Origin of the sequence: Pseudomonas sp. GV085, assembly GCF_003050925.1 — a bacterium.
In the GTDB taxonomy this organism is placed as follows: domain Bacteria; phylum Pseudomonadota; class Gammaproteobacteria; order Pseudomonadales; family Pseudomonadaceae; genus Aquipseudomonas.
Map to the genome: position 1 here is coordinate 801,240 of NZ_QAOV01000001.1, position 22,217 is coordinate 823,456.

A 22,217-nucleotide genomic window follows, 5' to 3' on the forward strand; every position below is an offset into this window, starting at 1 on the left:
AGCGGCTATGCACAGTTATGACTATTGGCTGATCCTCGGGTTTTTCGCCCTGGTATTGGTCCCGGCGCCATTTCTCGGGCGCTTCTACTACAAGGTGATGGAGGGGCAGCGCACCTGGCTGACGCCAATTCTCGGTCCGGTCGAACGCGGTTGTTATCGTTTGGCCGGCGTCGATCCGCAAGCCGAACAGAGCTGGCAGAAATACGCCCTGGCCTTGATTGCCTTCAACTTCGCGGGTTTCCTGTTGCTGTTCGCGATCCTGTTGCTCCAGGGCCACTTGCCGCTGAACCCGCAAAATCTGCCGGGCCAGGAGTGGACGCTGGCGTTCAACACCGCCGTCAGCTTCATGACCAACACCAACTGGCAGGCCTACAGCGGCGAAGCGTCCCTGAGCTACTTGAGCCAGATGGTCGGCCTCACCGTGCAGAACTTCGTCAGCGCCGCCACCGGTCTGGCCGTCCTGGTTGCGCTGTGCCGCGGCATCGGTCGCAAATCCACTGCATCGCTTGGCAATTTCTGGGTCGATATGACCCGCGCCACCCTCTATGGCCTGCTGCCGCTGTGCCTGCTGCTGGCGCTGTATCTGGTCTGGCAGGGCGTGCCGCAAACCTTCGCGCAGTATGTGAATGCGGTGACAGTGCAAGGCGGCGACCAGGTCATTCCCCTTGGCCCGGCGGCCAGTCAGATTGCGATCAAGCAATTGGGCACCAACGGTGGCGGTTTCTTCGGTGTGAACTCGGCGCATCCGTTCGAGAATCCGACCGCGTGGAGCAACCTGTTCGAGATGGCCTCGATCATTCTGATCCCTGTCGCGCTGGTCTTCACCTTTGGCCATTACGTGAAGGACCTGCGCCAGAGCCGCGCGATCATCGCCTGCATGCTGGCGCTGTTCCTGATCGGCGGTGCGACCTCGCTGTGGGCTGAATACCAGCCGAACCCGGCGTTGAACAACGTCGCTGTCGAACAGACCGCGCCGCTGGAAGGCAAGGAAGCACGTTTGGGCACCACTGCCACGGTGTTGTGGTCGGTAACCACCACGGCCGCGTCCAACGGTTCTGTGAACGGCATGCACGACAGCCTCAACCCGCTGAGCGGCATGGTGGCGCTGGTCAACATGATGGTCGGCGAAGTGATCTTCGGCGGCGTTGGCGCCGGGCTCTACGGCATGTTGCTCAACGTGCTGATCGCGGTGTTCCTCGCCGGCCTGATGATCGGCCGCACCCCGGAATACCTCGGCAAGAAACTGCAGGCCAGGGAAGTGCAATTGCTGGTGGTGACCCTGATGGTCATGCCGATCGGTGTACTGGTGCTCGGCGCGATCGCCGCCAGTCTGCCGGGCCCGGTGGCCGCCGTGAGCAACCCAGGGCCTCACGGATTCAGTCAGTTGCTCTATGCCTATACCTCGGCCAGTGCCAACAACGGTTCCGCCCTCGCTGGCTTCGGCGCCAACACCCCGTTCCACAACCTGATGCTGGGCCTGGGCATGTTGATCGGTCGCTTCGGCTACATCCTCCCGGTGCTGGCCCTGGCCGGCAGCCTGGCGATGAAGAAAACCGCGCCGATCGGACAAAACAGCTTCCCGACCCACGGTCCACTGTTCGTGACCCTGCTGACCGTGACCATTTTGCTGGTGGGTGGTTTGACCTTCCTGCCGACTTTGGCATTGGGACCAATCGCTGAACATCTGAGCATGGGATTCTAAGGAAACCATCATGAATATGCCTGCAATCAAGCCTGCCGCCGTCAAGGCAGCGGAGCAACCGAAAACCGCAATCTCGGCCCTATGGCGCCCGGCGCTGGTGCAAGCCTTCGTCAAGCTCGACCCACGGCAATTGCAACGTGCGCCGGTGATGCTGGTGGTCGAACTGACCGCGATCCTGACGACCGTCCTGTGCTTCGTGCCCGACACGGCCGTGCCGACCTTCGTCGCTGCGCAAATCGCTGTGTGGCTGTGGTTCACCGTGCTGTTCGCCAACTTCGCCGAAGCCCTGGCCGAAGGCCGCGGCAAGGCCCGCGCAGACAGCCTCAAGGCCGGTAGCGAAGGCCTCAGCGCCCGGCGCAAGACCGGCAACGGCAGCTTTCAGGTGGTGCCCGCCGCCGGCTTGCGCAAAGGCGATGTGGTGCGCGTCGAAGCAGGGGAGATGATCCCCGGTGACGGCGAGGTGATCGAAGGCATCGCGGCGGTCAACGAAGCGGCGATTACCGGCGAATCGGCGCCGGTGATTCGTGAGTCCGGTGGCGATCGCTCGGCCGTCACCGGCAACACGCGACTGGTGTCTGACTGGCTGTTGGTGAAGATCACCGCCAACCCCGGTGAGTCGACCCTGGACCGCATGATTGCCCTGGTAGAAGGCGCCAAACGGCAGAAAACCCCGAACGAAGTGGCGCTCGACATCCTGCTGATCGGCCTGACCCTGATCTTCCTGCTGGTAGTCGTGACCCTGCAACCGTTCGCCCACTTCGCCAATGGCAGCCTGCCGCTGGTGTTCCTGGTGGCGCTGTTGGTCACGTTGATTCCGACCACCATCGGCGGTTTGCTGTCGGCCATCGGTATCGCCGGGATGGATCGCCTGGTACGTCTGAACGTGATCGCCAAGTCCGGTCGCGCGGTGGAAGCGGCGGGGGATGTGCACGTCCTGCTGCTGGACAAGACCGGCACCATCACCTTCGGTAACCGTCGTTGCTCGGCGGTGTATGCCGCGCCAGGTGTGACAGCCAGGGAACTGGCCGAAGGCGCATTGCTGGCTTCGCTGGCCGACGACACCGCCGAAGGCAAGTCGATCGTCGAGTACCTGCGTGGAACTCATCCGCAACCGGAGCCGGCCGCTGACGTGCTGACCGCCGTGCCATTCAGTGCCGAAACCCGCCTGTCCGGTGTCGACTATCAGGGCCGTGTGTACCGCAAAGGCGCGGTGGATTCGTTGTTGGCCTTTGTCGGCCTCAAGCGGGCTGATCTGGCTGCACCGTTGTCCCGTGAAGTCGACAAGATCGCTCAAAGCGGCGGCACCCCATTGCTGGTGTGTGCCAACGGCAAGTTGCTCGGCGCGATCCACCTCAAGGACGTGGTCAAGCCCGGCATCCGCGAGCGTTTCGCCGAGCTGCGCAAGTTGGGGATCCGCACCGTCATGGTCACCGGTGACAACCCGTTGACCGCCGCTGCCATCGCCGCTGAAGCAGGGGTGGACGATGTGCTGGCCGAAGCCACGCCGGAGAAAAAACTGGCGCGCATTCGTCACGAACAAAACGACGGTCGCCTGGTCGCCATGTGCGGCGACGGCGCCAACGACGCCCCGGCACTGGCCCAGGCAGATGTCGGCATGGCGATGAACGACGGCACGCAGGCAGCCCGAGAAGCGGCCAACATGGTCGACCTCGACAGCGACCCGACCAAGCTGCTGGACGTGGTGCAGATCGGCAAGGAATTGCTGGTCACCCGCGGTGCGCTGACGACCTTTTCCATCGCCAACGACGTGGCCAAGTACTTCGCGATCCTGCCGGCGCTGTTCGCCGCGATCTACCCGCAACTGGGCGTGCTCAACGTGATGCACCTGAGCAGTCCGCAGAGCGCGATTCTCTCGGCGATCGTGTTCAACGCCCTGATCATTGTGGTGCTGATTCCTCTGGCGCTACGCGGCGTGCGGGTTCACGCGGCGAGTGCTGCGGCGTTGCTGCGGCGCAATCTGCTGATCTACGGCCTGGGCGGGATTCTGGTGCCGTTCTTGGGCATCAAGGCCATCGACATGCTGTTGACGGCGTTGCATCTGGTTTAAGCACACCCACCCACTGTAGGAGCGAGCTTGCTCGCGATGGAAGTTAACGATAACGCGTTCTGTCTGCATGAGCGTAGCGCCCTCCGGTTCTTCGCGAGCAAGCTTGCTCCTACAATTCGAGGATTTTGAAATGTCCACATTGATACGCCCGGCCCTGAGCCTGCTCTTCCTGATGACGCTGATCACCGGGGTTGCTTATCCACTGGTGGTCACCGGCGTGGCCCAGATCGCGTTCCCGGATCAGGCCAACGGCAGCCTGGTGCGTGATGCCGAGGGCAAGGTCCGCGGTTCCTCGCTGATCGCCCAGGATTTCGTTGGCGACGCCTGGTTCCACCCGCGTCCTTCGGCCGGAGTCTTTGCCACCGTGTCGAGCAGCGCCAGCAACCTGTCGCCGAGCAACCCGGCCTTGGCGACCCGTGTGATCGACGATGCCAGCAAGCTGCTGGTGCCAGGCCAGGGGCCGGTGCCATTGGCGCTGGTCACTACGTCCGGCAGCGGACTCGATCCGCACTTGCCACCGGCAGCGATTGCCTATCAACTGGCGCGTGTCGCGGCTGCGCGCAACCTGCCGGTAGCGACACTGCAACAACTGCTGGACGCCCACATCGAACAGCCATTGGTAGGCCCACCGGTGGTGAATGTGCTTGAGTTGAATCTGGCGTTGGAAAACCTGTAGATCGGCGGCGCAGCCATTCGCGAGCAGGCTCGCTCCCACAGGAGTACGCATTCCAACTTGTGGGAGCGAGCCTGCTCGCGAAGGCGTCAGAACAGTCGCTATATCAATTCCAGAAAAAAAGAGAGCTTCATACATGAGCAACTCCGGCCGCGCCGACGCGCTGTTAGCAGACCTGCCCCGCGATGGCCGTGGCCGGCTCAAAGTGTTTCTCGGTGCCGCGCCGGGTGTCGGCAAAACCTACGCCATGTTGCAAGCGGCCCACACCCAGTTACGCCAAGGGGTGAAAGTCATTGCCGGCGTCGTCGAAACCCACGGCCGGGCCGAAACCGAAGCCCTGCTCGGCGGCTTGCCACAGCAGCCGTTGGTGCGTTCGCAATACCGTGGCGTGTTGCTTGAAGAAATGGACCTCGACGGTCTGATCAAAGCCAAACCGAAACTGGTGCTGGTCGACGAACTGGCACACACCAATGCACCCGGCAGTCGTCACGAAAAACGCTGGCAGGACATTCAGGAACTGCTCGCCGCCGGCATTGACGTGTACACCACGGTCAACGTCCAGCATCTTGAAAGTCTCAACGACCAAGTGCGCGGCATCACCGGCGTGCAGGTCCGCGAAACCCTGCCGGACTGGGTGTTGCACGAAGCCTACGAACTGCTGCTGATCGACTTGCCGCCACGGGAGCTGCTGGAGCGCCTGCGCGACGGCAAGGTCTATGTACCGGAGCAGGCGCGGGCGGCCATCGACGCGTTCTTTTCCCAGACCAACCTCACGGCCCTGCGCGAACTGGCAATGCAAACCGCGGCGGCTCAGGTCGATAACGATCTGGCCCAAGGGTACCGTCAGTTGGGGCAAGCGGCGCCAGCCGTACGCGGGCGTTTGCTGGTAGGGGTCGACGGCGATGCCCAGGCCGAGCGCCTGGTACGGCATGCCAGCCGCGTGGCCCAGCGGCGGCACCTGCCCTGGAGCCTGGTGCACGTGGACAACGGCCGCGTGCGTGACGAACAGTCGCGCCTGCGCCTGCAAAGCGCCCAGCAACTGGCCGAACGGCTGGGCGGCGAAGTGGTGTTGCTGCGCGCCGGTGAAGTGGCGAAGACCCTGATCCAGCATGCCGCCGAACGCCGTGCCAGCCTGTTGTTGGTCGGTCAGTCCCGGCCGAGATTGCGCCGGCGTCTGTTCGGGGGCGGGCTGGCGGCGCGGCTGCTGCGCAATGCGCGCGGACTGGAAATAAACGTACTCGACAGCGATCACCAACCGCATCAACCCCATCAGCGGTCGATGCATTCACTGGTCTGGTTCGACTACGCATTGGCTGTGGTCGCCACGGTACTGGCCAGCGCCCTGGCGTGGGCCGTGGCGAGTGTTCTGCCATTGCCGAACATCTCGCTGGTGTTCCTCGCCGCCGTTTTGCTGGTGGCGGTGCGCAGCAGTCTCGGGCCGGCGCTGGCCTGTGCGGCGCTGTCGTTTCTGACCTATGACTTCCTGTTCATTCCGCCTAATTTCTCTTTCAGTATCCAGCGCGAAGAAGACGTGCTGACCTTGTTGTTCTTCCTGCTGATGGCGGCCCTCACCGGTAACCTCGCGGCGCGCCAGCGCAGGCAATTGCAGGCACTGCGCGATACCCAGGAAGAAACCACCGAATTGCTTGACCTGTCGCGCAAACTTACCGCCGCCACCGACCGCCAGGCCGTGGTCAGCGCGGCTGCCCAACACCTCAACGGATGGAGCGATGTGCAACTGTGCCTGCTCAATCGCGACGGGCAGAGTGGCTGGAAAGTCGAAACCGGTGGCCCGCTGGAGTTCTCCGAAGCCGAACGCGCCGCCGCCGATTGGGCCTGGCAGCACGACCAACCGGCGGGTGCGGGCACCGGCACCTTGCCGTTCGGCCGCTGGTGGTGGTGGCCGTTATCGGTGGAGGACGGCCCGCTGGCGTTGCTCGGCGTATGTGCCAGGGAAGGCCAGACCCTGAGTGGCCAGCGCCGGCGCTTGTTGACCGCGCTGAGCCAGCCGCTGGCCCAGGCGCTGGCCCGGGCGCAACTGGCTGATGATCTGGAAGCGGCGCGGCTGCACGGCGAAACCGAGCAATTGCGCAGCGCCTTGCTGGCTTCGGTGTCCCACGATTTGCGCACTCCGCTGACGTCCATGCGCGGCAGTATCGACAGCCTGCTGGCCCTGGGTGAGGCGATCCCGCTGGAGGATCGACGTGAGTTGCTCGAAGGCACCCGCGATGAAGCCGAACGCCTCGACCGCTACATTCAAAACCTGCTCGACATGACCCGGCTCGGCCACGGCGCGCTGAAGCTGGCACGGGACTGGGTGTCGCCGGCCGATATCATCGGCAGTGCGCTCAATCGCTTGCGCGCGGTACTCGCGTCGCTGCAGGTCAGCACCGAAGTACCGGCGCAATTGCCGCTGCTGTTCGTCCATGCCGCGCTGATCGAACAGGCACTGGTCAACGTGGTGGAAAACGCCGCGCGGTTTTCGCCGCACCACGGACGTTTGCAATTGCGCGCCGGGGCCGATGACCGTGAGCTGTTTTTCTCGGTCTGCGATGAGGGACCGGGGATTCCGGAGGCGGAGCGGGCGAAGATTTTCGACATGTTCTACACCGCGGCGCGGGGTGATCGTGGTGGGCAGGGTACCGGGCTGGGGTTGGCGATTTGTCAGGGCATGGTCGGTGCCCATGGCGGACGCATCAGCGTTGCCGACGGTATCGAGGGGCGCGGCACCTGCATCACGTTGCACCTGCCGCTACAGGCTCAGCCGGGATACGAGAGTGAAGCCTGATCGTGCTTGCGCTACTCTCTTGCCACTTCTTTGTGTTGATGTGAATTCATGAGCCAGACCGCGACCATTTTGGTCATCGACGACGAACCGCAGATCCGCAAATTCCTGCGCATCAGCCTCGTTTCCCAGGGCTATAAAGTGCTGGAGGCCGGCACCGGCAGTGAAGGATTGGCACAAGCGGCGTTGAACAAACCGGACTTGCTGGTGCTCGATCTCGGCTTGCCGGACATGGACGGCCAACAGGTATTGCGCGATTTTCGCGAATGGTCGACGGTGCCAGTGCTGGTGCTCTCGGTGCGCGCCGGTGAAGGGCAGAAGGTCGAAGCCCTGGATGGCGGTGCCAATGACTACGTGACCAAGCCGTTCGGCATTCAGGAATTCCTGGCACGGATTCGTGCGTTGTTGCGCCAGGCGCCCGTCGGCGAGGTGCAACAAGCGGCGCTGACCTTTGGTCCGTTGACGGTCGACCTGGCGTATCGCCGGGTGCTGCTCGACGATGTCGAAGTCCCCCTGACTCGCAAGGAATACGCCGTGCTGGCGCAACTGGCGCGACATCCCGGGCGGGTGATCACCCAGCAGCAATTGCTCAAGGACATCTGGGGGCCGACTCACACCGAAGACACTCACTACCTGCGCATCGTGGTCGGGCACTTGCGCCAGAAACTGGCGGATGACCCGACCCGGCCGCGGTTCATCGTGACCGAAGCGGGGGTGGGATATCGGTTGTTGAGTGAGAGCAGCCTTTAGTTTTGTGCTGAATGATCCGGCCCCATCGCGAGCAGGCTCGCTCCCACATGGGATCCTGGTCAAACACAAATTTTGTGAACACCGAAGATTTACTGTGGGAGCGAGCCTGCTCGCGAAGAGGCACTGATAGTCACCCGAGAACTTTCAGACATTCAGTTCTGCTCATTCTCATACCGATCCAGCGTATCCCGCGCAATCTCCCGTCCCAGCGCGATCAGCTCCGGCGCCTTGTAGAACTCGAAAAACCGACACACGCGTTTGGGCACGTTGATCAGGATGTCCGGCGGATACCCGGCAATCTTGTACTGCGCCAGCGACGTCTGCATCACCTCGAAACTCTGGTTGATCAAATCCAGCAAGGACGCCGGCCCGACGTTGTCGATAATGAACGAACCGGTGGCGGAGCGGGGCGCGCCACTGGTTTGCGGAGTTGCTGCGGGTTGCTGCGCTTGGGGCTCGGGGGATTCGATCCACGGGTTGAAGTCTGCACCTTCGGCCTTCAAGGCTTCCTGTTCCAGAACCAACAATTGTTCAGCCTGTTTGCGCCGGAACGGCAACTTCGAGCCGACGGAGTTGATCAAGCTGTCGAAGCGGGTCTTGAAGGCGGCGGGACGCTGGATGACCGGCAATTGATAGTGGCGCTGGTTGGTGGAGTTGAGGTTGACCGCGATGATCAAATCGCAATGGCTCGACACGACGGGCACGATCGGCAGCGGGTTGAGAATGCCGCCGTCCACCAACATGCGGTTGCCCTGCATCACCGGGGTAAACAGGCTGGGAATCGCTGCCGAGGCGCGCATGGCCTGATGCAGGCAACCTTCCTGGAACCAGATTTCCTGCTGGTTGGTCAGGTCGGTGGCAACCGCGGTGTAGGGAATACGCAAATCTTCGATGTTGATCTCGCCGACGATCTTGCGGATCTGCCCGAAGACTTTCTCGCCACGGATCGCCCCCAGACGAAAACTGACGTCCACCAGACGCAACACGTCGAGATAATCCAGGCTCTCGATCCAGTCGCGGTAATCATTGAGTTTGCCGGCGGCGTAGATCCCTCCCACCACCGCGCCCATGGAGCAACCGGCGATACAGGCAATGTCATAGCCGCGCCGTTCGATCTCTTCAATGACCCCAATATGCGCATAACCCCGCGCTCCACCCGAGCCCAATACCAGCGCGACACGCTTTTTCATGAATCGCCCTCGTTCGAATGGTTCAACAATGCACCCAACGAGGGTCATGCTTCAATCGCCATGGTCGTTCGATGGGGCAGGAGCGTCGTATTTTCGACACTCCATGGCGGCACATGGTTATTCTCGTCAGCGCTATAGTTTGCACAGCGGACCAACGGCACTTTTCAGGTGCCGCACCGTCTTATCTGCACGACTGTTGACCTATCTTTGAGGAGTGAGTGATGAAAGCCTGGATCTGCGTGCCATTGATTGCCCTGGCACTCGCCGGTTGTGCCGGCAAAACCGCTTATCGCGACAGTTGCGGCAGTAACCTGGATGCTGCATGGCATGAACTGGACCTGGCCAAGGCCGAAGGTTTCGCCGGGACCGTCAGCTACTCCAAAGCCTTGTCGCTGTTGACCGCGGCCAAGACCCAGCAGCAATTCGAGGGGTTCGAAGGCTGCTCCCACAAAGCCGAGAAAGCCCGTTTCTATATTCGTGAGTCGCGCGCGGGGCGTTGAAGGCAAAAAGCAGCTGCAGGCTCTAAGCTATGAACTGCAAGACTCATCGGGTTTACAGCTCGTAGCTTGCAGCCTGGCGCTGTTTACGGAGTAAACCCCCATGATCGACCGGTTGGTAGCTCGTGTTCTGGGCCTGGAAGTTCGCCTGCTGGCCTGTCAGGCCCGCTTGAAAGACCGTACAGACCCTGAAGCGTTACACGATCTGCGCACAACCACGCGTCGGTTACGCAGCCTGTTGCGCCCCTTGCGCGGGCAGCCCGGTGTCGAGCAACTGGAAGCGGCCGCCTCCCGGGTGGGCGGCCTGACCACGCCTTTACGTGATCGCGAAGTGCTGGCGGCGTACCTGCTCCAGCACCATCAACCCCAAGCCGCGCGGCGACGCACGGCGCAAATGGCCGAGGCCTATCCGGCCGTGGCGGCTAGTCCTGAACTTGCGCAATTGCTGATCGTCCTCGATGCATTTCCGCGTTTTCTGCGTGCCGCCCAGCGCGAGGGATTGCTCAAGGGCTTGCGCAAGCGCATCGAAAAACGCCTGGGCAAGCAGTGGGAAAAACTTGACGAGGCACTGCACGATCCGGCCCACGACCGTCATCGGTTGCGCCTGCTGATCAAGCGCGTGCGCTATGGCATCGATGCTTACCCCGAGCTGAACCGTTTGCCGAAAGCGGCCATGCCCCGGTTGAAATCGGCCCAGGGCGCACTGGGCGATTGGCACGATTGCGTGCAATGGCTGGCCATGGCTGAACAGGAAGCGGATTTGCATCCCTGTGTTGCGGTCTGGAAAACTACCATGGCCGAGGCTGAACAGCGTGCGGACCTTGTGCTGGAAAAGCTGAGCCGCGATTGCTTCAAATCCTGAAAACACCGGAGATCCATTGTGGGAGCGAGCCTGCTCGCGATAGCGGATTAACATTCAGCGCACATCGTGACTGTTACACCGCTATCGCGAGCAGGCTCGCTCCCACATGGGCTCAATGTTGGGCATGGATTTTGTGTTAGAACCGAGCACGGCTCATCTGTCAGTCAATTTGGCCGGAATGGGTGCTGTATAGCCTTCTCCGGCTGGTTAAGATCCCTTCATCTTTTTTCGATCCCTGAGGTTTTCATGCGCTTTTCCGAACTGCTCGACGCTGTCCGCAGCCATCCGCGGGAGCTGTCTATCCCGGCCTCTTGGGCCCAGGGACGCGCCAGTTTCGGTGGCCTGGTGGCCGCCCTGCAGTACGAAGCCATGCGTGCCCGGGTGCCAGCGGATCGTCCGGTGCGCTCGCTGGCAATCACCTTCGTCGGCCCGGTTGAACCCGAGGTTCCAGTCAGTTTTGAAGTCGACGTGCTGCGCGAAGGCAAGGCCGTCAGCCAGGTGTTGGGCCGGGTGATGCAGAAGGGGCAGGTGGTGACATTGATCCAGGGCAGTTTTGGCGCCTCACGCCCCTCGGAAGTGGTGGTGGCCGCTGAGCCGGCACCGGAAATGAAGCACTGGGACGAGTGCCAGGAGCTGCCTTTTGTCGAGGGCGTCATCCCGGAATTCATGCGGCATCTGGCGATGCGCTGGAGTGTCGGCGGGCTGCCGTTCAGTGGTAGCACATCCCGGCAAATGGGCGGCTGGGTGCGTTTGCGCGGGGACGTAAAGGAAGAGGCCATCAGCGAGGCGCACATCCTGGCGCTGGTGGACGCCTGGCCGCCGGCCCTGATGCCGTTTTTGAAGAAGCCGGCGATGGGCAGCACGCTGACCTGGACCATCGAATTCGTGCAACCGCTGCTGGAGTTGAACACCCTGGACTGGTGCAAGTACCTCGTCGAAACCGAGCACGCCGCCGACGGCTACGGACATGCCGCCGCGAAAATGTGGAGCGCAGATGGCCGATTGATCGCCATGAGCCGGCAGACGGTGACAGTGTTCGCCTGATCAGTGACGGCGGTGGCGCTCACGCCAGGCGCGCCACCAGCCACCGCTGAGGAAGAACCGCGGAAACGTCAGGAACTGCTCGACCAACAAGCGCGATATCGCATCCTTGCGATCACTGAACGGCTCGGAGGCTTGGGTCTCCAGGCTGTGGCCGTGGCGTTGCAAGGCCAGCGCCGCAATCACACCGATCACGCCGATGGCGATGTTCGAAAGGGTCAGGCTGAACACCCCGGACACAATCAGCAGAAACGCCACGATGAACAACGGCACCGCGATCAGGTGCAGCACCAGATTGGTCGGGTGCTGATGATTGTTCGGGTACGCTCGCCATTGCCAGGCGGGAAGGTTGGGGTGACGTTTGCCCATGATGCTGATCCTCGATCCATGTTGAACTCATGTGATAAAGAATAGGCCCGGTCAATGCTGGCGGCGAATCAAGGCTGGCTATTGGCTTGATAGGTGGCATGGTCTGGATTGATGTTGCCGGTTCCGGCCTCAAAGCTTGAGCTGACCGATGGCCTTGCTCAGTTCCCCGGCCAATGCCGCCAGTTCATTGCTGGTGGTCGCCGAAGTCACCGTCTGCTGCACCGTGTTCTCGGTCACGTCACGGATGCTCACCACCGCCCGGTTCATCTCTTCCGCCACCTGACTTTGCTGCTCGGCCGCCACAGCGATCTGCGTATTGCTTTCACGCATCTGCGCCACCGCGCCGGTGATCTCGGCTAAAGCGGCCCCGGCCTCTTGCGCCTGTTGCACGCAATCGTCGGCCTTGAACGAACTCTCTTGCATGAAATCCACCGCGTCCCGTGTGCCGGCCTGTAACGCCGACACCATGATCGTGATTTCGTCCGTGGAGGCCTGCACGCGTTTGGCGAGGTGGCGCACTTCATCGGCAACCACTGCAAACCCGCGCCCCATCTCGCCAGCCCGGGCCGCTTCGATGGCGGCGTTCAGTGCCAGCAGGTTGGTCTGCTCAGCGATGCTGTGAATCACGTTGACCACGCTATTGATCTTCTGGCTGTCTTTGGCCAGACGCTGAATCATCTCGGCAGTCTGCTGGACGCCGGTGGACAGTCCGGCAATCGACCGCTGCACCCGAGTCACGACCTCCTGGCCGCTGCCGGCCAGGGTATCGGCCGATTGTGAAAGGTCACGGGTGGCACCTGCATGTTGGGCAATGTGATAGACCGTGGCCGTCATTTCATTGATCGCCGCAGCGGCCTGATCGGTTTCGCTTTGCTGGCCCAGCATGCCGTGGCGCACTCCATTCATGCTGGCCGCCAGCCGCGCGGCACCATCATCCAGTTGCCGGGCGGTGCTGGCGACAGTATTGACCACTCGTTGATACCCGGCCTGCATGGCGTTGAAAGCATTGGCCATCTGCCCGACTTCGTCACTGCAAGCCAACGGCACGCGGGCCGACAGGTCGCCGGTTTTCTCCACGTGCAACATGACGTCTTTCAAGGTGTTGAGCTGGCTGAGCAGGAAGCGGATCAATAACTGCGATGCGCCGAGCATTGCCAGCATCAGGATGAACACGGCCAACGCGTAGTTGGCAAAACGTTCGCTGAACACCTGGCTGAGACTTGGGCCGTGGGCAATCACGGCCACCTGCTGGCCACCAATGCGGGTAAAGACTTCGGCGCCCATCAGCGGGTTGTCACCGAACAGCGGCATCGCGTTGATCTCGACCCAGCCATTCGCATCGGCCAGTTCCGGCACGGGTTGCCCATCGAGCGTGGGCGCCTGCCCGCGACTGTACGTCAGCAGATTTGCGGCGTTGGGCAGCGGCTGCCCTGCGGGCCAGGCTTCGAGCAGTCGCGCCAGGGCCTGGGCCGAAGCCTGGTTGGCATGACTGCGGGCCTGCTGTTCGAGCTGCACCGCGTATAGCACCAGCAACAGGGTGGTGACGAAAGCGACGGCGTTGACCGCCCAGAATTTGTATTTCAGCGAAATATTGCTAAGCCAGGCACCCATGGAGGTTTTCTCTGATAGCGGAAACAGTTTTGGTAGGGTGCCATCATTGTGCCGCTACTCAGGTGGCTGATTCTTGATGCAGATCAACGGGCTGCACCATTACCCCTTGTAGGAGCGAGCCTGCTCGCTCCTACAAGGGGTAATGTTTACAGGTCGATAGTGGGCAGCCCATAAAACGCCCGCGCGCAGGCTGTCGTATGCGCCGCCAGATCTTCCTGGCTTTCTGCGCGATGCAGCGCCACTTCACGCAATACTTCGGTCAGGTACGCCGGCTCGTTTCGCCCGTTTTTCGGCTTGGGGCGCAGGCTGCGCGGCAGCAGATACGGTGCGTCGCTTTCGAGCATCAGGCGCCCGCGCTTGATCTCCTTGAGCAGCGGATGCAAATGCGTGCCCCGGCGTTCGTCGCAGATCCAGCCGGTAATGCCGATGTGCAGGTCAAGGTCGAGATAGCTGAACAGTGCCTTCTGTTCTCCGGTGAAACAGTGCACCACGGCAGCCGGCAGTTGATCGCGGAAGTCGCGCAGGATCTCCAGCAAACGCTGGCTGGCATCGCGTTCGTGCAGGAAAACCGGCAACTGCAATTCGACGGCCATGGCCAGGTGTTCTTCGAGGACCTTCTCCTGCTGCGGACGCGGCGAGAAATCACGGTTGAAATCCAGCCCGCATTCGCCCACGGCCACCACATTCGGCTCCTTGAGCAAGCTGCGCAACCGTCGGGCGCTGTCGGCGTTCCAGTCGCTGGCGCAGTGAGGGTGAATACCGGCGGTGGCGAACAGGCGTTGAGCGCTTTCGTCCAGTTGTTGGCACAGCTCAAGAGCCTGTTCACTGCCCTCGACACTGGTGCCCGTCAGCACCAGTTGGCACACGCCGGCCGCGTAGGCACGGTCGAGTACGGCCTGGTGTTTGTCGGCAAAACTGGCGTTGGTCAGGTTGACGCCGATATCGATGAGTTGCATGGTGCTACCTCGGCCCAAAGGCCGGAAAGCATATCAGAGCCGTGGATTTATAAGAAAAGCCAAGAACTACAACGGGTTAACGCTGTCTCTTGAGCCGCGGGGCAGGCCGGGTTGGTAGTTTTGCCATCATTGTGCCAGTCTTTCACACGTTGCCTGCGCCCTGGGCGCTCTGTTTTTGTCGCTGCGCTTGATGCCATTCGTCATTGAAGCGCGCCTCATATTCTTTCCGGAGAGTGGATGATTCGTCCCTCGGTTTTGCTACTGCTGTGCTGTTCGCTGCTACTGCCGATGTCGGCGGTTGCGCGTCTGCCCGGGCCACTGCAAGCCGTACCGGCCAGCGAGGTACGGGACCTTGTGCAAATCCGCAGCAGTCGTGTACTGCGGGTGTTGGTCAACCAGAGCCGCAATAGTTCCGGGGAAGTCCAGGGGCAGGCGATCGGGGTCGAATATCACCGCCTGAGAGCGTTCGAGCAATACCTCAACGGCCATGCCCGTGACGGTCAGGAAATCACCCTCAAGATCATTCCCAAGGCCAAGGATCAATTGCTCGGCGCATTGCAGCGCGGGGAGGGCGATCTGGTGGCGCCAGGCGAGTTGCTCGATCTGCAAGCGGGTTTCGCCGTCAGCACCAGCGAGCCGATTGCCAGCAACATTCCGCTGGTCCTGGTGGGCATCAAGGGCGAGCGCCGCTACACACGGCTTGAACAGCTTTCCGGCAAGACCTTGGCGTTACCCGCCGGCAGCGCCGCCGGGGATGCTGTCAGCCAGATCAATCAAAAGCTTGCCCTGCACAAACTGCCACCGGTCAAAATCGAGTGGGTCGATCCGAGCCTTGCCGTCGAGGACGTACTGGAGATGGTGCAGGGCGGGATCTACCACCTGACCATCGTCGAGCAGCCGATTGCCGAACGCTGGGGCAAGATCCTGCCCAGGCTGCGTTTCGACAAACAGGTACTCATCAGCGATCCGGGGGAAGAGTTCTGGTTCGTGCGCCGTGATGCCTCGATGCTGCGGGCCAGCATCGATCGCTTCCTCACCGCCTACAAAAAACCGTCGGACCAGGACGCCGCGTTCCTGCGGATCTATCGGCGTCTCTATCAAGTGCACTATCCGCTGGCCAAGGCGGACCGGCAGCGCCTGGAAAAGCTTCGCCCGGTGCTGCAAAAACACGCCGATGCCCAGGGCATGGACTGGCTGAACCTGGCGGCGCTGGCTTTCAAGGAATCAGCGTTGCAGCCCGCAGCACGCAGTGGCGGTGGCCCGACCGGGCTGATGCAGATCACGCCTGCTGCGGCGCAGCGGGTGGGGGTCAACAATATTCAGGACGTAGACGGCAATGTGCAGGCCGGGGCCAAGTACCTGGCGATGATCCGGCGCAAGTTTTTTGCCAGCCCGAAACTCAACGAGCGCGAACGCATGGCCTTCGTGCTGGCAGCCTACAACATCGGGCCGGAGCGGGTTCAGGGCATGCGCGCAGAAGCCCGGCGGCGAGGATTGAATCCCAACCAGTGGTTCTTCCAGGTCGAACGCGTTGCCATGGAGCAAGTGGGTATGGGGCCCGTCAGCTATGTTAATAGCGTAAACAAGTATTACTTGGCATTCGACCGGGAGCGAGAGTCGTTGGAGCCCCAGGAGCAAAAGGTTGTTTCACGCAAATGATCAACTAATCTGATTGTAATGGTGGGTTTTTTGCGCTTTTAACATGCAATTAACTGATTAATATAGCGGCCAACCAACACACACTTACAAGGAATGAAACAGCATGAGCACTCTGATCAACAAGGTACTGTCTACCCGCGCTGGCTACGGCCTGACGGTTCTGCGTATCGTTGTCGGTATCGTCTTCGCCGCCCACGGCTCGCAGAAACTCTTTGGGGCATTCGGTGGCTATGGTCTGGCTGGAACCGCGCAGTACATGGAAAGCATCGGACTGACGCCGGGTTACCTGATGGCGGCACTGGCGGGTGGCACCGAGTTCTTCGCCGGCCTGGCCCTGATCGTCGGCTTGCTGGTTCGCCCAGCCGCGCTCGGCCTGATCTTCCTGTCGCTGGTTGCAATTTTCTCGGTGCACATCAGCAATGGTCTGTTCATGGCCAACAACGGTTATGAATTCGCCCTGGCATTGCTCGGTGGCAGTATCGCGGTATTGATCGAAGGTGCGGGCAAACTCTCGGCGGACCGTGTCATCGCCGGCTGACCGCTCTGGCTCAACGAAAAGGCCCGCATCGTGCGGGCCTTTTTTGTTGAGCGTCATTCTTGACACTGTCCAGTCAGCTTCTCTAGGATGTTGCCCATGCGCCGATTTAAACAGCTACTTGCGGGGCGCCAGGTGACTCATCCAGTTGCCGATAGAAGCCGGACAGGCTTCGAAATACCGCTAAAGCGCTGGTTCGGTGTTGCCTCTCACCTGCCATGCAGACTTTTGAGGCAGAGACACGACACAATGAATGCACTAAACCCCGTTGTACGTCCCGCGCCGATCACGGCACATCTCACCCAGCGCAATCCAAAAATCCTGCTTGGCGGCAAACATCAGCCGACGCTCCTGCGTTATCTCGATGGCTGGCCACGTCGTACCGGCGGTCCCGCTGCCTTCTTGATCCAGTTTGTCGAAGACGGTGAGTCGCTCGCTCGTTTCGCCGACGACAGTTTCGATCTGGCAGTGATTCAGTCCCCCAGCCTCGAAGATGCTCCTGAAGTGATCCGGCAACTGACCCGCGTTGCCCGGCAAGGGCTGATCACCCGCCGTTGAGTTTTATGGGTAGTCGATTGCCACGATATACACACACTGCTCACCGGTCGGTGTCTGGACTCGAACTTCTGCGTCCAGTGCCTTGCCGATCAGGGCGCGGGCCAACGGCGAATCAATGCTGATCAAGCCCTGTTTGAGGTCCAGTTCATCGGGCCCGACAATGCGGTAGCGCGACTCTTTGCCATCCTCGTCTTCGATCGTGACCCAGGCGCCGAAATAGACTTTGTTCGGATCGCTGGGTTTTTCACTGACGACTTTCAGCGCTTCCAGGCGTTTGGTGAGAAAGCGCACGCGGCTGTCGATCTCTCGCAGCATCTTTTTGCCGTAGGTGTATTCGGCGTTCTCCGAGCGATCACCCTGGGCCGCGGCTTCGCTGACAGCCTGGGTAACCTGGGGCCGACGTACATGCCACAGCTCATGGAACTCGGCGCGCATCCGCGCTTCACCTTCGGGGGTGATCAGCGCGGTGCCGGCAGTGCGGGGAGGGCGGTAACGGCTCATGACAGCTTCTTGTGGTGAGGATGACAGGAGTCTATCAACCCTCGCGCAGGACTGTCAGCGGGCTCGCGTTCAACGCCCGACGGGTACCGAACACCCCGGCACCACCAATGAGCACGGCACCCAGCAGTGGCAGCAACATCAGCCATGGATGCGGATGCCACGGCAGGTCAAAGGCGTAGTGGTAGAGCACCAGGCTCACCAGTTCCGATCCCAATGCCGCCAGCAAACCACTGACGGCGCCCAGCAAGCCGAACTCGATGCGCCGCGCCTTGACCAGCAATTGCCGTTCCGCCCCCAGCGCACGCAGCAACGCGCCCTGGCGAATTCGTTCATCCAGCGTCGCTTGCAGGCCGGAGAACAGTACTGCCATCCCCGCTGCCAACACAAACAACAACACGTACTCCACCGCCAGGGTCACTTGGGCGAGAATGCTGCGCAGTTGCTCCAGCAAGGCTTCGACCTGCAGGATCGTCACCGCCGGGAAGGCCCGGGACAGGTCGACGATCTGCTGGTCGTGACCAGGTGCGAGGTAGAAGCTGGTCAGGTAAGTCGCCGGCAGATCCTTCAGGGTGCCGGGCTGGAAGATCATGAAGAAGTTCGGCTGGAAGTTGTCCCAGTCGATCTCCCGCAGGCTGGTGACTTTCGCCTCGCGATTGACCCCGCCAACGCTGAAAATCAGGTGGTCGCCGAGCTTGATTTTCAGGCTTTCGGCGACCTTGCCTTCTACCGACACGCCAGGAACATCGTCCGGCGTTTGTTCGTTCCACCAATTGCCGGCCGTGAGTTTGTTGCCTGACGGCAAGTCCGCGGCCCAGGTCAGGCTCAGGTCGCGCTGAATCGCCCGATCACCCGCGGATTCTTTGGTGACGATCTGTTGCACCGGCTCGCCGTTGATGCTGATCAAGCGCCCCGGCACCACCGGGTACAACGGTGCCGATTGCGCCGACACCGCGATCAGGTGGTCGGTGAAGGCCTGTTTATCTGCGGGCAGGATGTTCAGGGCGAAGTAATTGGGGGCGTTTTTCGGCAACTGGTTTTGCCAGGTATCCAGCAACTCACCACGTAGCAAGGCGATCAGCGCCATCGACAGCAGAATCAGGCCAAACGCCAGGGACTGGCCTGCGGCAGCGAGCGGATGACGCAGCAATTGCCCGAGTCCAAGACGCCAAGGCAAGGATGCACGCGCGAGCATGCGCCGCAGACTCTTCAGCAGCAGCAACAACAAGCCGCCCAGCACCAGCGCTGCAATCACGCCGCCGCCGAGCAGGGCAAAGGTCAGCACCAGGTCCAGGCTCAGGCGCCACATGATCAGGCCTAGGGCGCCCAGCGCTACACCGTAGACCATCCAGGTGCTGGAAGGGATCGGCAGCATATCCCGACGCAGCACGCGCAATGGCGGAACCCGGCCCAAGGCCGCCAGCGGCGGCAAGGCGAAACCGGCCAGCGCCACCAGTCCGGTGCCGATCCCGGCAACGGCCGGAAATAGCCCGCCCGGAGGCACATCGGTCGGCAGCAAGTCATGCAGCAGGGCAAACAAACCCAGTTGTGCGAGCCAGCCGAGGAGGGCGCCGCTGATGCTGGCCAGCAGCCCGAGCACAGTGAGTTGCAGGCTGAACAACACCATGGTTTCCCGGCGCGACAGTCCGAGGCAGCGCAGCAATGCACTGGCATCGAAGCGGCGGGTGGCGAAGCGGGTTGCCGACAGCGCCACCGCCACGCCGGAGAGCAATACCGCCACCAGGCTGGCCATGTTCAGGTAGCGTTCGGCCTTGCCCAGGGCGCCACCGATCTGTCGATTGCCGTCGCGGGCGTCCTGCAAGCGCTGGTTGGCGGCGAGCCCCGGCTTGATCAGTTGCCGATAGGTCTCGAGTGCCTGAGCGTTGCCTCGCCACAGTTCGCGATAGCTGACCCGGCTGCCGGGCTGCACCACGCCGGTGGCTGCAAGGTCGTCGAGGTTGATCAGCACCCGCGGCGTCAGGCTGTAGAAATTGCCGGCGCGATCGGGTTCGTAAGTCAGCACCCGCGCCAGTTTCAGGGTTTTCATGCCGACATCGATGCTGTCGCCGATCTTCAGGTCCAGGGCGGTCAGCAGGCGTGCCTCGACCCAGGCTTCACCGGGCTGCGGTCCGCCACCGACTGTTTCCGCGGCGAAGGGGGCGGGTGCGCTTTTCAATTCTCCGCGTAGCGGGTAGGTGTCATCGGCCGCCTTGATGCTGGACAGCTGAATGCCGTTATCGGTGGCGATGACGCTGGAGAACTCCACCACCTGAGCGTGTTCCAGACCCAGTTCGGTGCCGCTTCTTATCTGTTCGGGGCGCGCCGGCGAACTGCCTTCGAGCAGCAGGTCGGCACCGAGAAACTCGGTAGCGCGCAGCAGCATGGCGCCGTTCAGGCGCGCGCCAAAGTAACCGATGGCGGTGCTGGCGGCCACGGCCACCAGCAAGGCGAAAAACAACACGCGCAACTCACCGGCGCGGGCGTCGCGCAGCAATTGGCGGATGGCGAGGCTGAACAGGCGCAACAGCGGCAGGCGTGCCATCAAGGCTCCAGAGGGGCGACCAGCAGGCCGGCTTCAAGACGGATCAGGCGTCGGCAGCGATGGGCCAGGCGTTCATCGTGAGTCACCAGCACCAGGGTCGTGCCGCGTTCCTGGTTGAGCTCGAACAGCAAGTCGCTGATGCGTTCGCCGGTGTGGCTGTCGAGGTTGCCGGTCGGTTCGTCGGCGAACAACACATCGGGCTCGGCGGCAAACGCGCGGGCAATCGCCACGCGTTGTTGTTCGCCTCCGGAGAGCTGGCGTGGCGAGTGAGTCAGGCGTTGGCCCAGTCCCACCCGTTGCAGCAATTGGGTGGCGCGTTCGCGGGCGTCTTTGCGGCCATCGAGCTCCAGTGGCAACATGACGTTTTCCAGGGCATTGAGACTGTCGAGCAGCTGAAACGATTGAAAGACAAAACCCACGTGCTCGGCGCGGATGCGCGCACGCTGGTCTTCATCGAGGTTGCTCAGGCCTTGCCCGGCGAGAGTGACCTCGCCACTGCTCGGCAGATCGAGGCCGGCGAGCAGACCCAGCAGGGTGGACTTGCCGGAGCCCGAAGCGCCGACGATGGCCAGGCTGTCGCCCTTGTTCAGTTCCAGGCTGAGTTGGTGCAGGATGGTCAGTTCACCTTCCGCGCTGGGAACCACTTTGCTAAGGTCCTTCGCGATGAGAATGCTTGCGCCCATGGAGAGTCCGATGCGTGTGTGGTTTTTGAGTGCTGGCCTGGCCTTGATGTGCATGGCCCAAAACGCAGCGGCGGGTACAGTCCTGATTGTTGGCGATAGTATCAGCGCCGGTTTCGGGCTGGATACCCGGCTGGGGTGGGTGTCGCTGCTTGAGCAACGGCTCAGGCGCGAAGGTTTCGACGATAAAGTGATCAATGCGTCCATCAGTGGCGACACCAGTGCTGGAGGCCAGGCGCGCCTGCCCGCGCTGCTTGCAGAGCATAAACCGGAACTGGTGATCCTCGAGTTGGGCGGCAATGACGGCCTGCGCGGGATGCTGCCAACTCAATTGCAACAAAATCTTGCTTCGATGATCGACAGCTCCCGTGCCAGCGGTGCCAAGGTGTTGCTGCTCGGCATGCAATTGCCACCCAATTATGGTGCGCGTTACACCAAGGCGTTCGCCGAGGTCTACAGCAACCTGGCCGACGAGAAAAAGATCCCGCTGGTGCCGTTTTTCCTCGACGGCGTGGGCGGCCATCCGGACTTGATGCAGGCCGACGGCATACACCCGGCGGCCGGGGCCCAGGACAAGTTGCTGGAAAATGTCTGGCCTACTCTAAAACCACTGTTATGACACTTTTCTAGAAGCAGGCTTTCGGCTAAGGTGGCGCCCCCGATTTGGAGCCCCTGATGCCGCGTCCTGCCTGGTCACTATTTGCCTACCAACTGATCGAGCCTGACGAACAGCTGGATCTGTTCGCCTGCCAGGAAGTGCGGGTGCATCTGGTAACCCGTCAACTGGAGCTGGGCGGTTCGGCGGATCGCACCTTGTGTGGCAGCCTGTTGCCGGCACAGCCGCGCTGGTCGAGTGTCGATCGCCGGGTGTTTCAGGACCAGCGTCTGTGTTCGTTGTGCCGGGCCATTCTTGAGTCGCAAAAGCGGGGTACGTCGCCGATCTGGCCTGAATTGCGGTTTGAGCTTTGATCCGTCGGGAATCGAGGCGGCCTGATAGCCGGCCTGTCGTTTGTTGACTGTGTACATATCCGTTGCTGCGGTAACGGCGGCTGGCGGTTTCGCCTTTACGGCCAGCCCTTTCAAGGTGTTTTCCCTTTATGGGCCTTGAGCACCCGATCCGTCGACACATGAGCGTGCGCAGCTTTACCGTCCAGCCACTCCTTGGGTTTGGCGATTTTGGGACCACGTATGCTTTTGGCCACTTGCTTGGGCTTGATATTCCTGGCGAGCGCCAACAGTCG

The 22,217-nt window shown here is 61.8% G+C and carries 20 protein-coding genes and 1 pseudogene; 13 read left to right on the forward strand and 8 right to left on the reverse strand.

The genetic code is table 11. From position 1 onward, the window contains the following. Nucleotides 1-7: 7 nt before the first annotated feature. The 5 genes from kdpA (at nucleotide 8) to C8K63_RS03805 (ending at nucleotide 7,978) form a co-directional block, all read left to right on the forward strand. A complete protein-coding gene (gene kdpA / locus C8K63_RS03785) occupies nucleotides 8-1,702 on the forward strand; it encodes a potassium-transporting ATPase subunit KdpA (RefSeq protein WP_108215446.1) in 1,695 nt (564 codons plus the stop codon). A 10-nt stretch (nucleotides 1,703-1,712) separates the two neighbouring features. Beyond that, nucleotides 1,713-3,770 (forward strand): potassium-transporting ATPase subunit KdpB, encoded by a 2,058-nt coding sequence (gene kdpB / locus C8K63_RS03790; protein WP_108215447.1) that lies wholly within the window; start codon nucleotides 1,713-1,715, stop codon nucleotides 3,768-3,770. A 130-nt stretch (nucleotides 3,771-3,900) separates the two neighbouring features. Continuing rightward, a complete protein-coding gene (gene kdpC, locus C8K63_RS03795) occupies nucleotides 3,901-4,446 on the forward strand; it encodes a potassium-transporting ATPase subunit KdpC (protein ID WP_108215448.1) in 546 nt (181 codons plus the stop codon). A gap of 133 nt (nucleotides 4,447-4,579) precedes the next feature. Then, nucleotides 4,580-7,231 (forward strand): sensor histidine kinase KdpD, encoded by a 2,652-nt coding sequence (locus tag C8K63_RS03800; RefSeq protein WP_108215449.1) that lies wholly within the window; start codon nucleotides 4,580-4,582, stop codon nucleotides 7,229-7,231. Between the two features lie 48 nt (nucleotides 7,232-7,279). Beyond that, nucleotides 7,280-7,978, forward strand: coding sequence for a response regulator (locus C8K63_RS03805; RefSeq protein ID WP_108215450.1), 699 nt, complete (start codon nucleotides 7,280-7,282; stop codon nucleotides 7,976-7,978). 152 nt (nucleotides 7,979-8,130) lie between these two features. Here the strand turns inward: C8K63_RS03805 and C8K63_RS03810 are convergent, their stop codons facing one another. Next, on the reverse strand, nucleotides 8,131-9,168 hold the full coding sequence (locus tag C8K63_RS03810; protein WP_108215451.1) for a patatin-like phospholipase family protein: 1,038 nt from the start codon (nucleotides 9,166-9,168) through the stop codon (nucleotides 8,131-8,133). A gap of 221 nt (nucleotides 9,169-9,389) precedes the next feature. Between C8K63_RS03810 and C8K63_RS03815 the strand changes: the two genes are divergently transcribed. The 3 genes from C8K63_RS03815 (at nucleotide 9,390) to C8K63_RS03825 (ending at nucleotide 11,571) form a co-directional block, all read left to right on the forward strand. Continuing rightward, nucleotides 9,390-9,668 (forward strand): hypothetical protein, encoded by a 279-nt coding sequence (locus C8K63_RS03815; RefSeq protein ID WP_007991739.1) that lies wholly within the window; start codon nucleotides 9,390-9,392, stop codon nucleotides 9,666-9,668. Nucleotides 9,669-9,768: 100 nt separating this feature from the next. Further along, a complete protein-coding gene (locus tag C8K63_RS03820; protein ID WP_108215452.1) occupies nucleotides 9,769-10,527 on the forward strand; it encodes a CHAD domain-containing protein in 759 nt (252 codons plus the stop codon). Between the two features lie 246 nt (nucleotides 10,528-10,773). After that, nucleotides 10,774-11,571, forward strand: a complete 798-nt coding sequence (locus C8K63_RS03825) for an acyl-CoA thioesterase II (protein WP_108215453.1) — start codon at nucleotides 10,774-10,776, stop codon at nucleotides 11,569-11,571. On the opposite strand, the gene C8K63_RS03830 is transcribed toward C8K63_RS03825, so the two are convergent. The 3 genes from C8K63_RS03830 to C8K63_RS03840 form a co-directional block, all read right to left on the reverse strand. Further along, entirely contained in the window at nucleotides 11,572-11,937 is a 366-nt protein-coding gene (locus tag C8K63_RS03830) for an Mpo1-like protein (RefSeq protein ID WP_108215454.1), read from the reverse strand. A 129-nt stretch (nucleotides 11,938-12,066) separates the two neighbouring features. Continuing rightward, the gene (locus C8K63_RS03835; RefSeq protein WP_108215455.1) at nucleotides 12,067-13,548 is read right to left on the reverse strand and encodes a methyl-accepting chemotaxis protein; all 1,482 of its coding nucleotides are present in this window, start codon (nucleotides 13,546-13,548) and stop codon (nucleotides 12,067-12,069) included. 146 nt (nucleotides 13,549-13,694) lie between these two features. Beyond that, the gene (locus C8K63_RS03840) at nucleotides 13,695-14,504 is read right to left on the reverse strand and encodes a TatD family hydrolase (RefSeq protein ID WP_108215456.1); all 810 of its coding nucleotides are present in this window, start codon (nucleotides 14,502-14,504) and stop codon (nucleotides 13,695-13,697) included. Nucleotides 14,505-14,741: 237 nt separating this feature from the next. Between C8K63_RS03840 and C8K63_RS03845 the strand changes: the two genes are divergently transcribed. The 3 genes from C8K63_RS03845 (at nucleotide 14,742) to C8K63_RS03855 (ending at nucleotide 17,256) form a co-directional block, all read left to right on the forward strand. Continuing rightward, on the forward strand, nucleotides 14,742-16,163 hold the full coding sequence (locus C8K63_RS03845; RefSeq protein ID WP_108215457.1) for a transglycosylase SLT domain-containing protein: 1,422 nt from the start codon (nucleotides 14,742-14,744) through the stop codon (nucleotides 16,161-16,163). Between the two features lie 103 nt (nucleotides 16,164-16,266). Then, entirely contained in the window at nucleotides 16,267-16,701 is a 435-nt protein-coding gene (locus C8K63_RS03850) for a DoxX family protein (protein ID WP_108215458.1), read from the forward strand. A gap of 246 nt (nucleotides 16,702-16,947) precedes the next feature. Further along, a complete protein-coding gene (locus C8K63_RS03855) occupies nucleotides 16,948-17,256 on the forward strand; it encodes a hypothetical protein (RefSeq protein ID WP_008001428.1) in 309 nt (102 codons plus the stop codon). A gap of 3 nt (nucleotides 17,257-17,259) precedes the next feature. Here the strand turns inward: C8K63_RS03855 and greB are convergent, their stop codons facing one another. Genes greB through C8K63_RS03870 form a run of 3 tightly spaced genes read right to left on the reverse strand, consistent with a single transcriptional unit; the run spans nucleotide 17,260 to nucleotide 20,979 of the window. After that, nucleotides 17,260-17,757 carry a transcription elongation factor GreB gene (gene greB / locus C8K63_RS03860; protein ID WP_007973570.1) on the reverse strand — a complete coding sequence of 166 codons (498 nt, stop codon included), beginning with the start codon at nucleotides 17,755-17,757 and terminating at the stop codon, nucleotides 17,260-17,262. 34 nt (nucleotides 17,758-17,791) lie between these two features. Then, nucleotides 17,792-20,296 carry an ABC transporter permease gene (locus C8K63_RS03865; RefSeq protein ID WP_108215459.1) on the reverse strand — a complete coding sequence of 835 codons (2,505 nt, stop codon included), beginning with the start codon at nucleotides 20,294-20,296 and terminating at the stop codon, nucleotides 17,792-17,794. Next, nucleotides 20,296-20,979 carry an ABC transporter ATP-binding protein gene (locus C8K63_RS03870; protein WP_046043370.1) on the reverse strand — a complete coding sequence of 228 codons (684 nt, stop codon included), beginning with the start codon at nucleotides 20,977-20,979 and terminating at the stop codon, nucleotides 20,296-20,298. The genes C8K63_RS03865 and C8K63_RS03870 overlap by 1 nt, the downstream gene beginning before the upstream one ends. Before the next feature lie 10 nt (nucleotides 20,980-20,989). Between C8K63_RS03870 and C8K63_RS03875 the strand changes: the two genes are divergently transcribed. Further along, on the forward strand, nucleotides 20,990-21,595 hold the full coding sequence (locus C8K63_RS03875) for an arylesterase (protein ID WP_008049055.1): 606 nt from the start codon (nucleotides 20,990-20,992) through the stop codon (nucleotides 21,593-21,595). Nucleotides 21,596-21,651: 56 nt separating this feature from the next. Continuing rightward, complete coding sequence (locus C8K63_RS03880) at nucleotides 21,652-21,945, forward strand: hypothetical protein (protein WP_003226812.1); 294 nt, start codon at nucleotides 21,652-21,654, stop codon at nucleotides 21,943-21,945. A 110-nt stretch (nucleotides 21,946-22,055) separates the two neighbouring features. On the opposite strand, the pseudogene C8K63_RS30705 reads toward C8K63_RS03880, so the two are convergent. Then, nucleotides 22,056-22,217: pseudogene (locus C8K63_RS30705) on the reverse strand (IS4 family transposase); the annotation flags it as partial.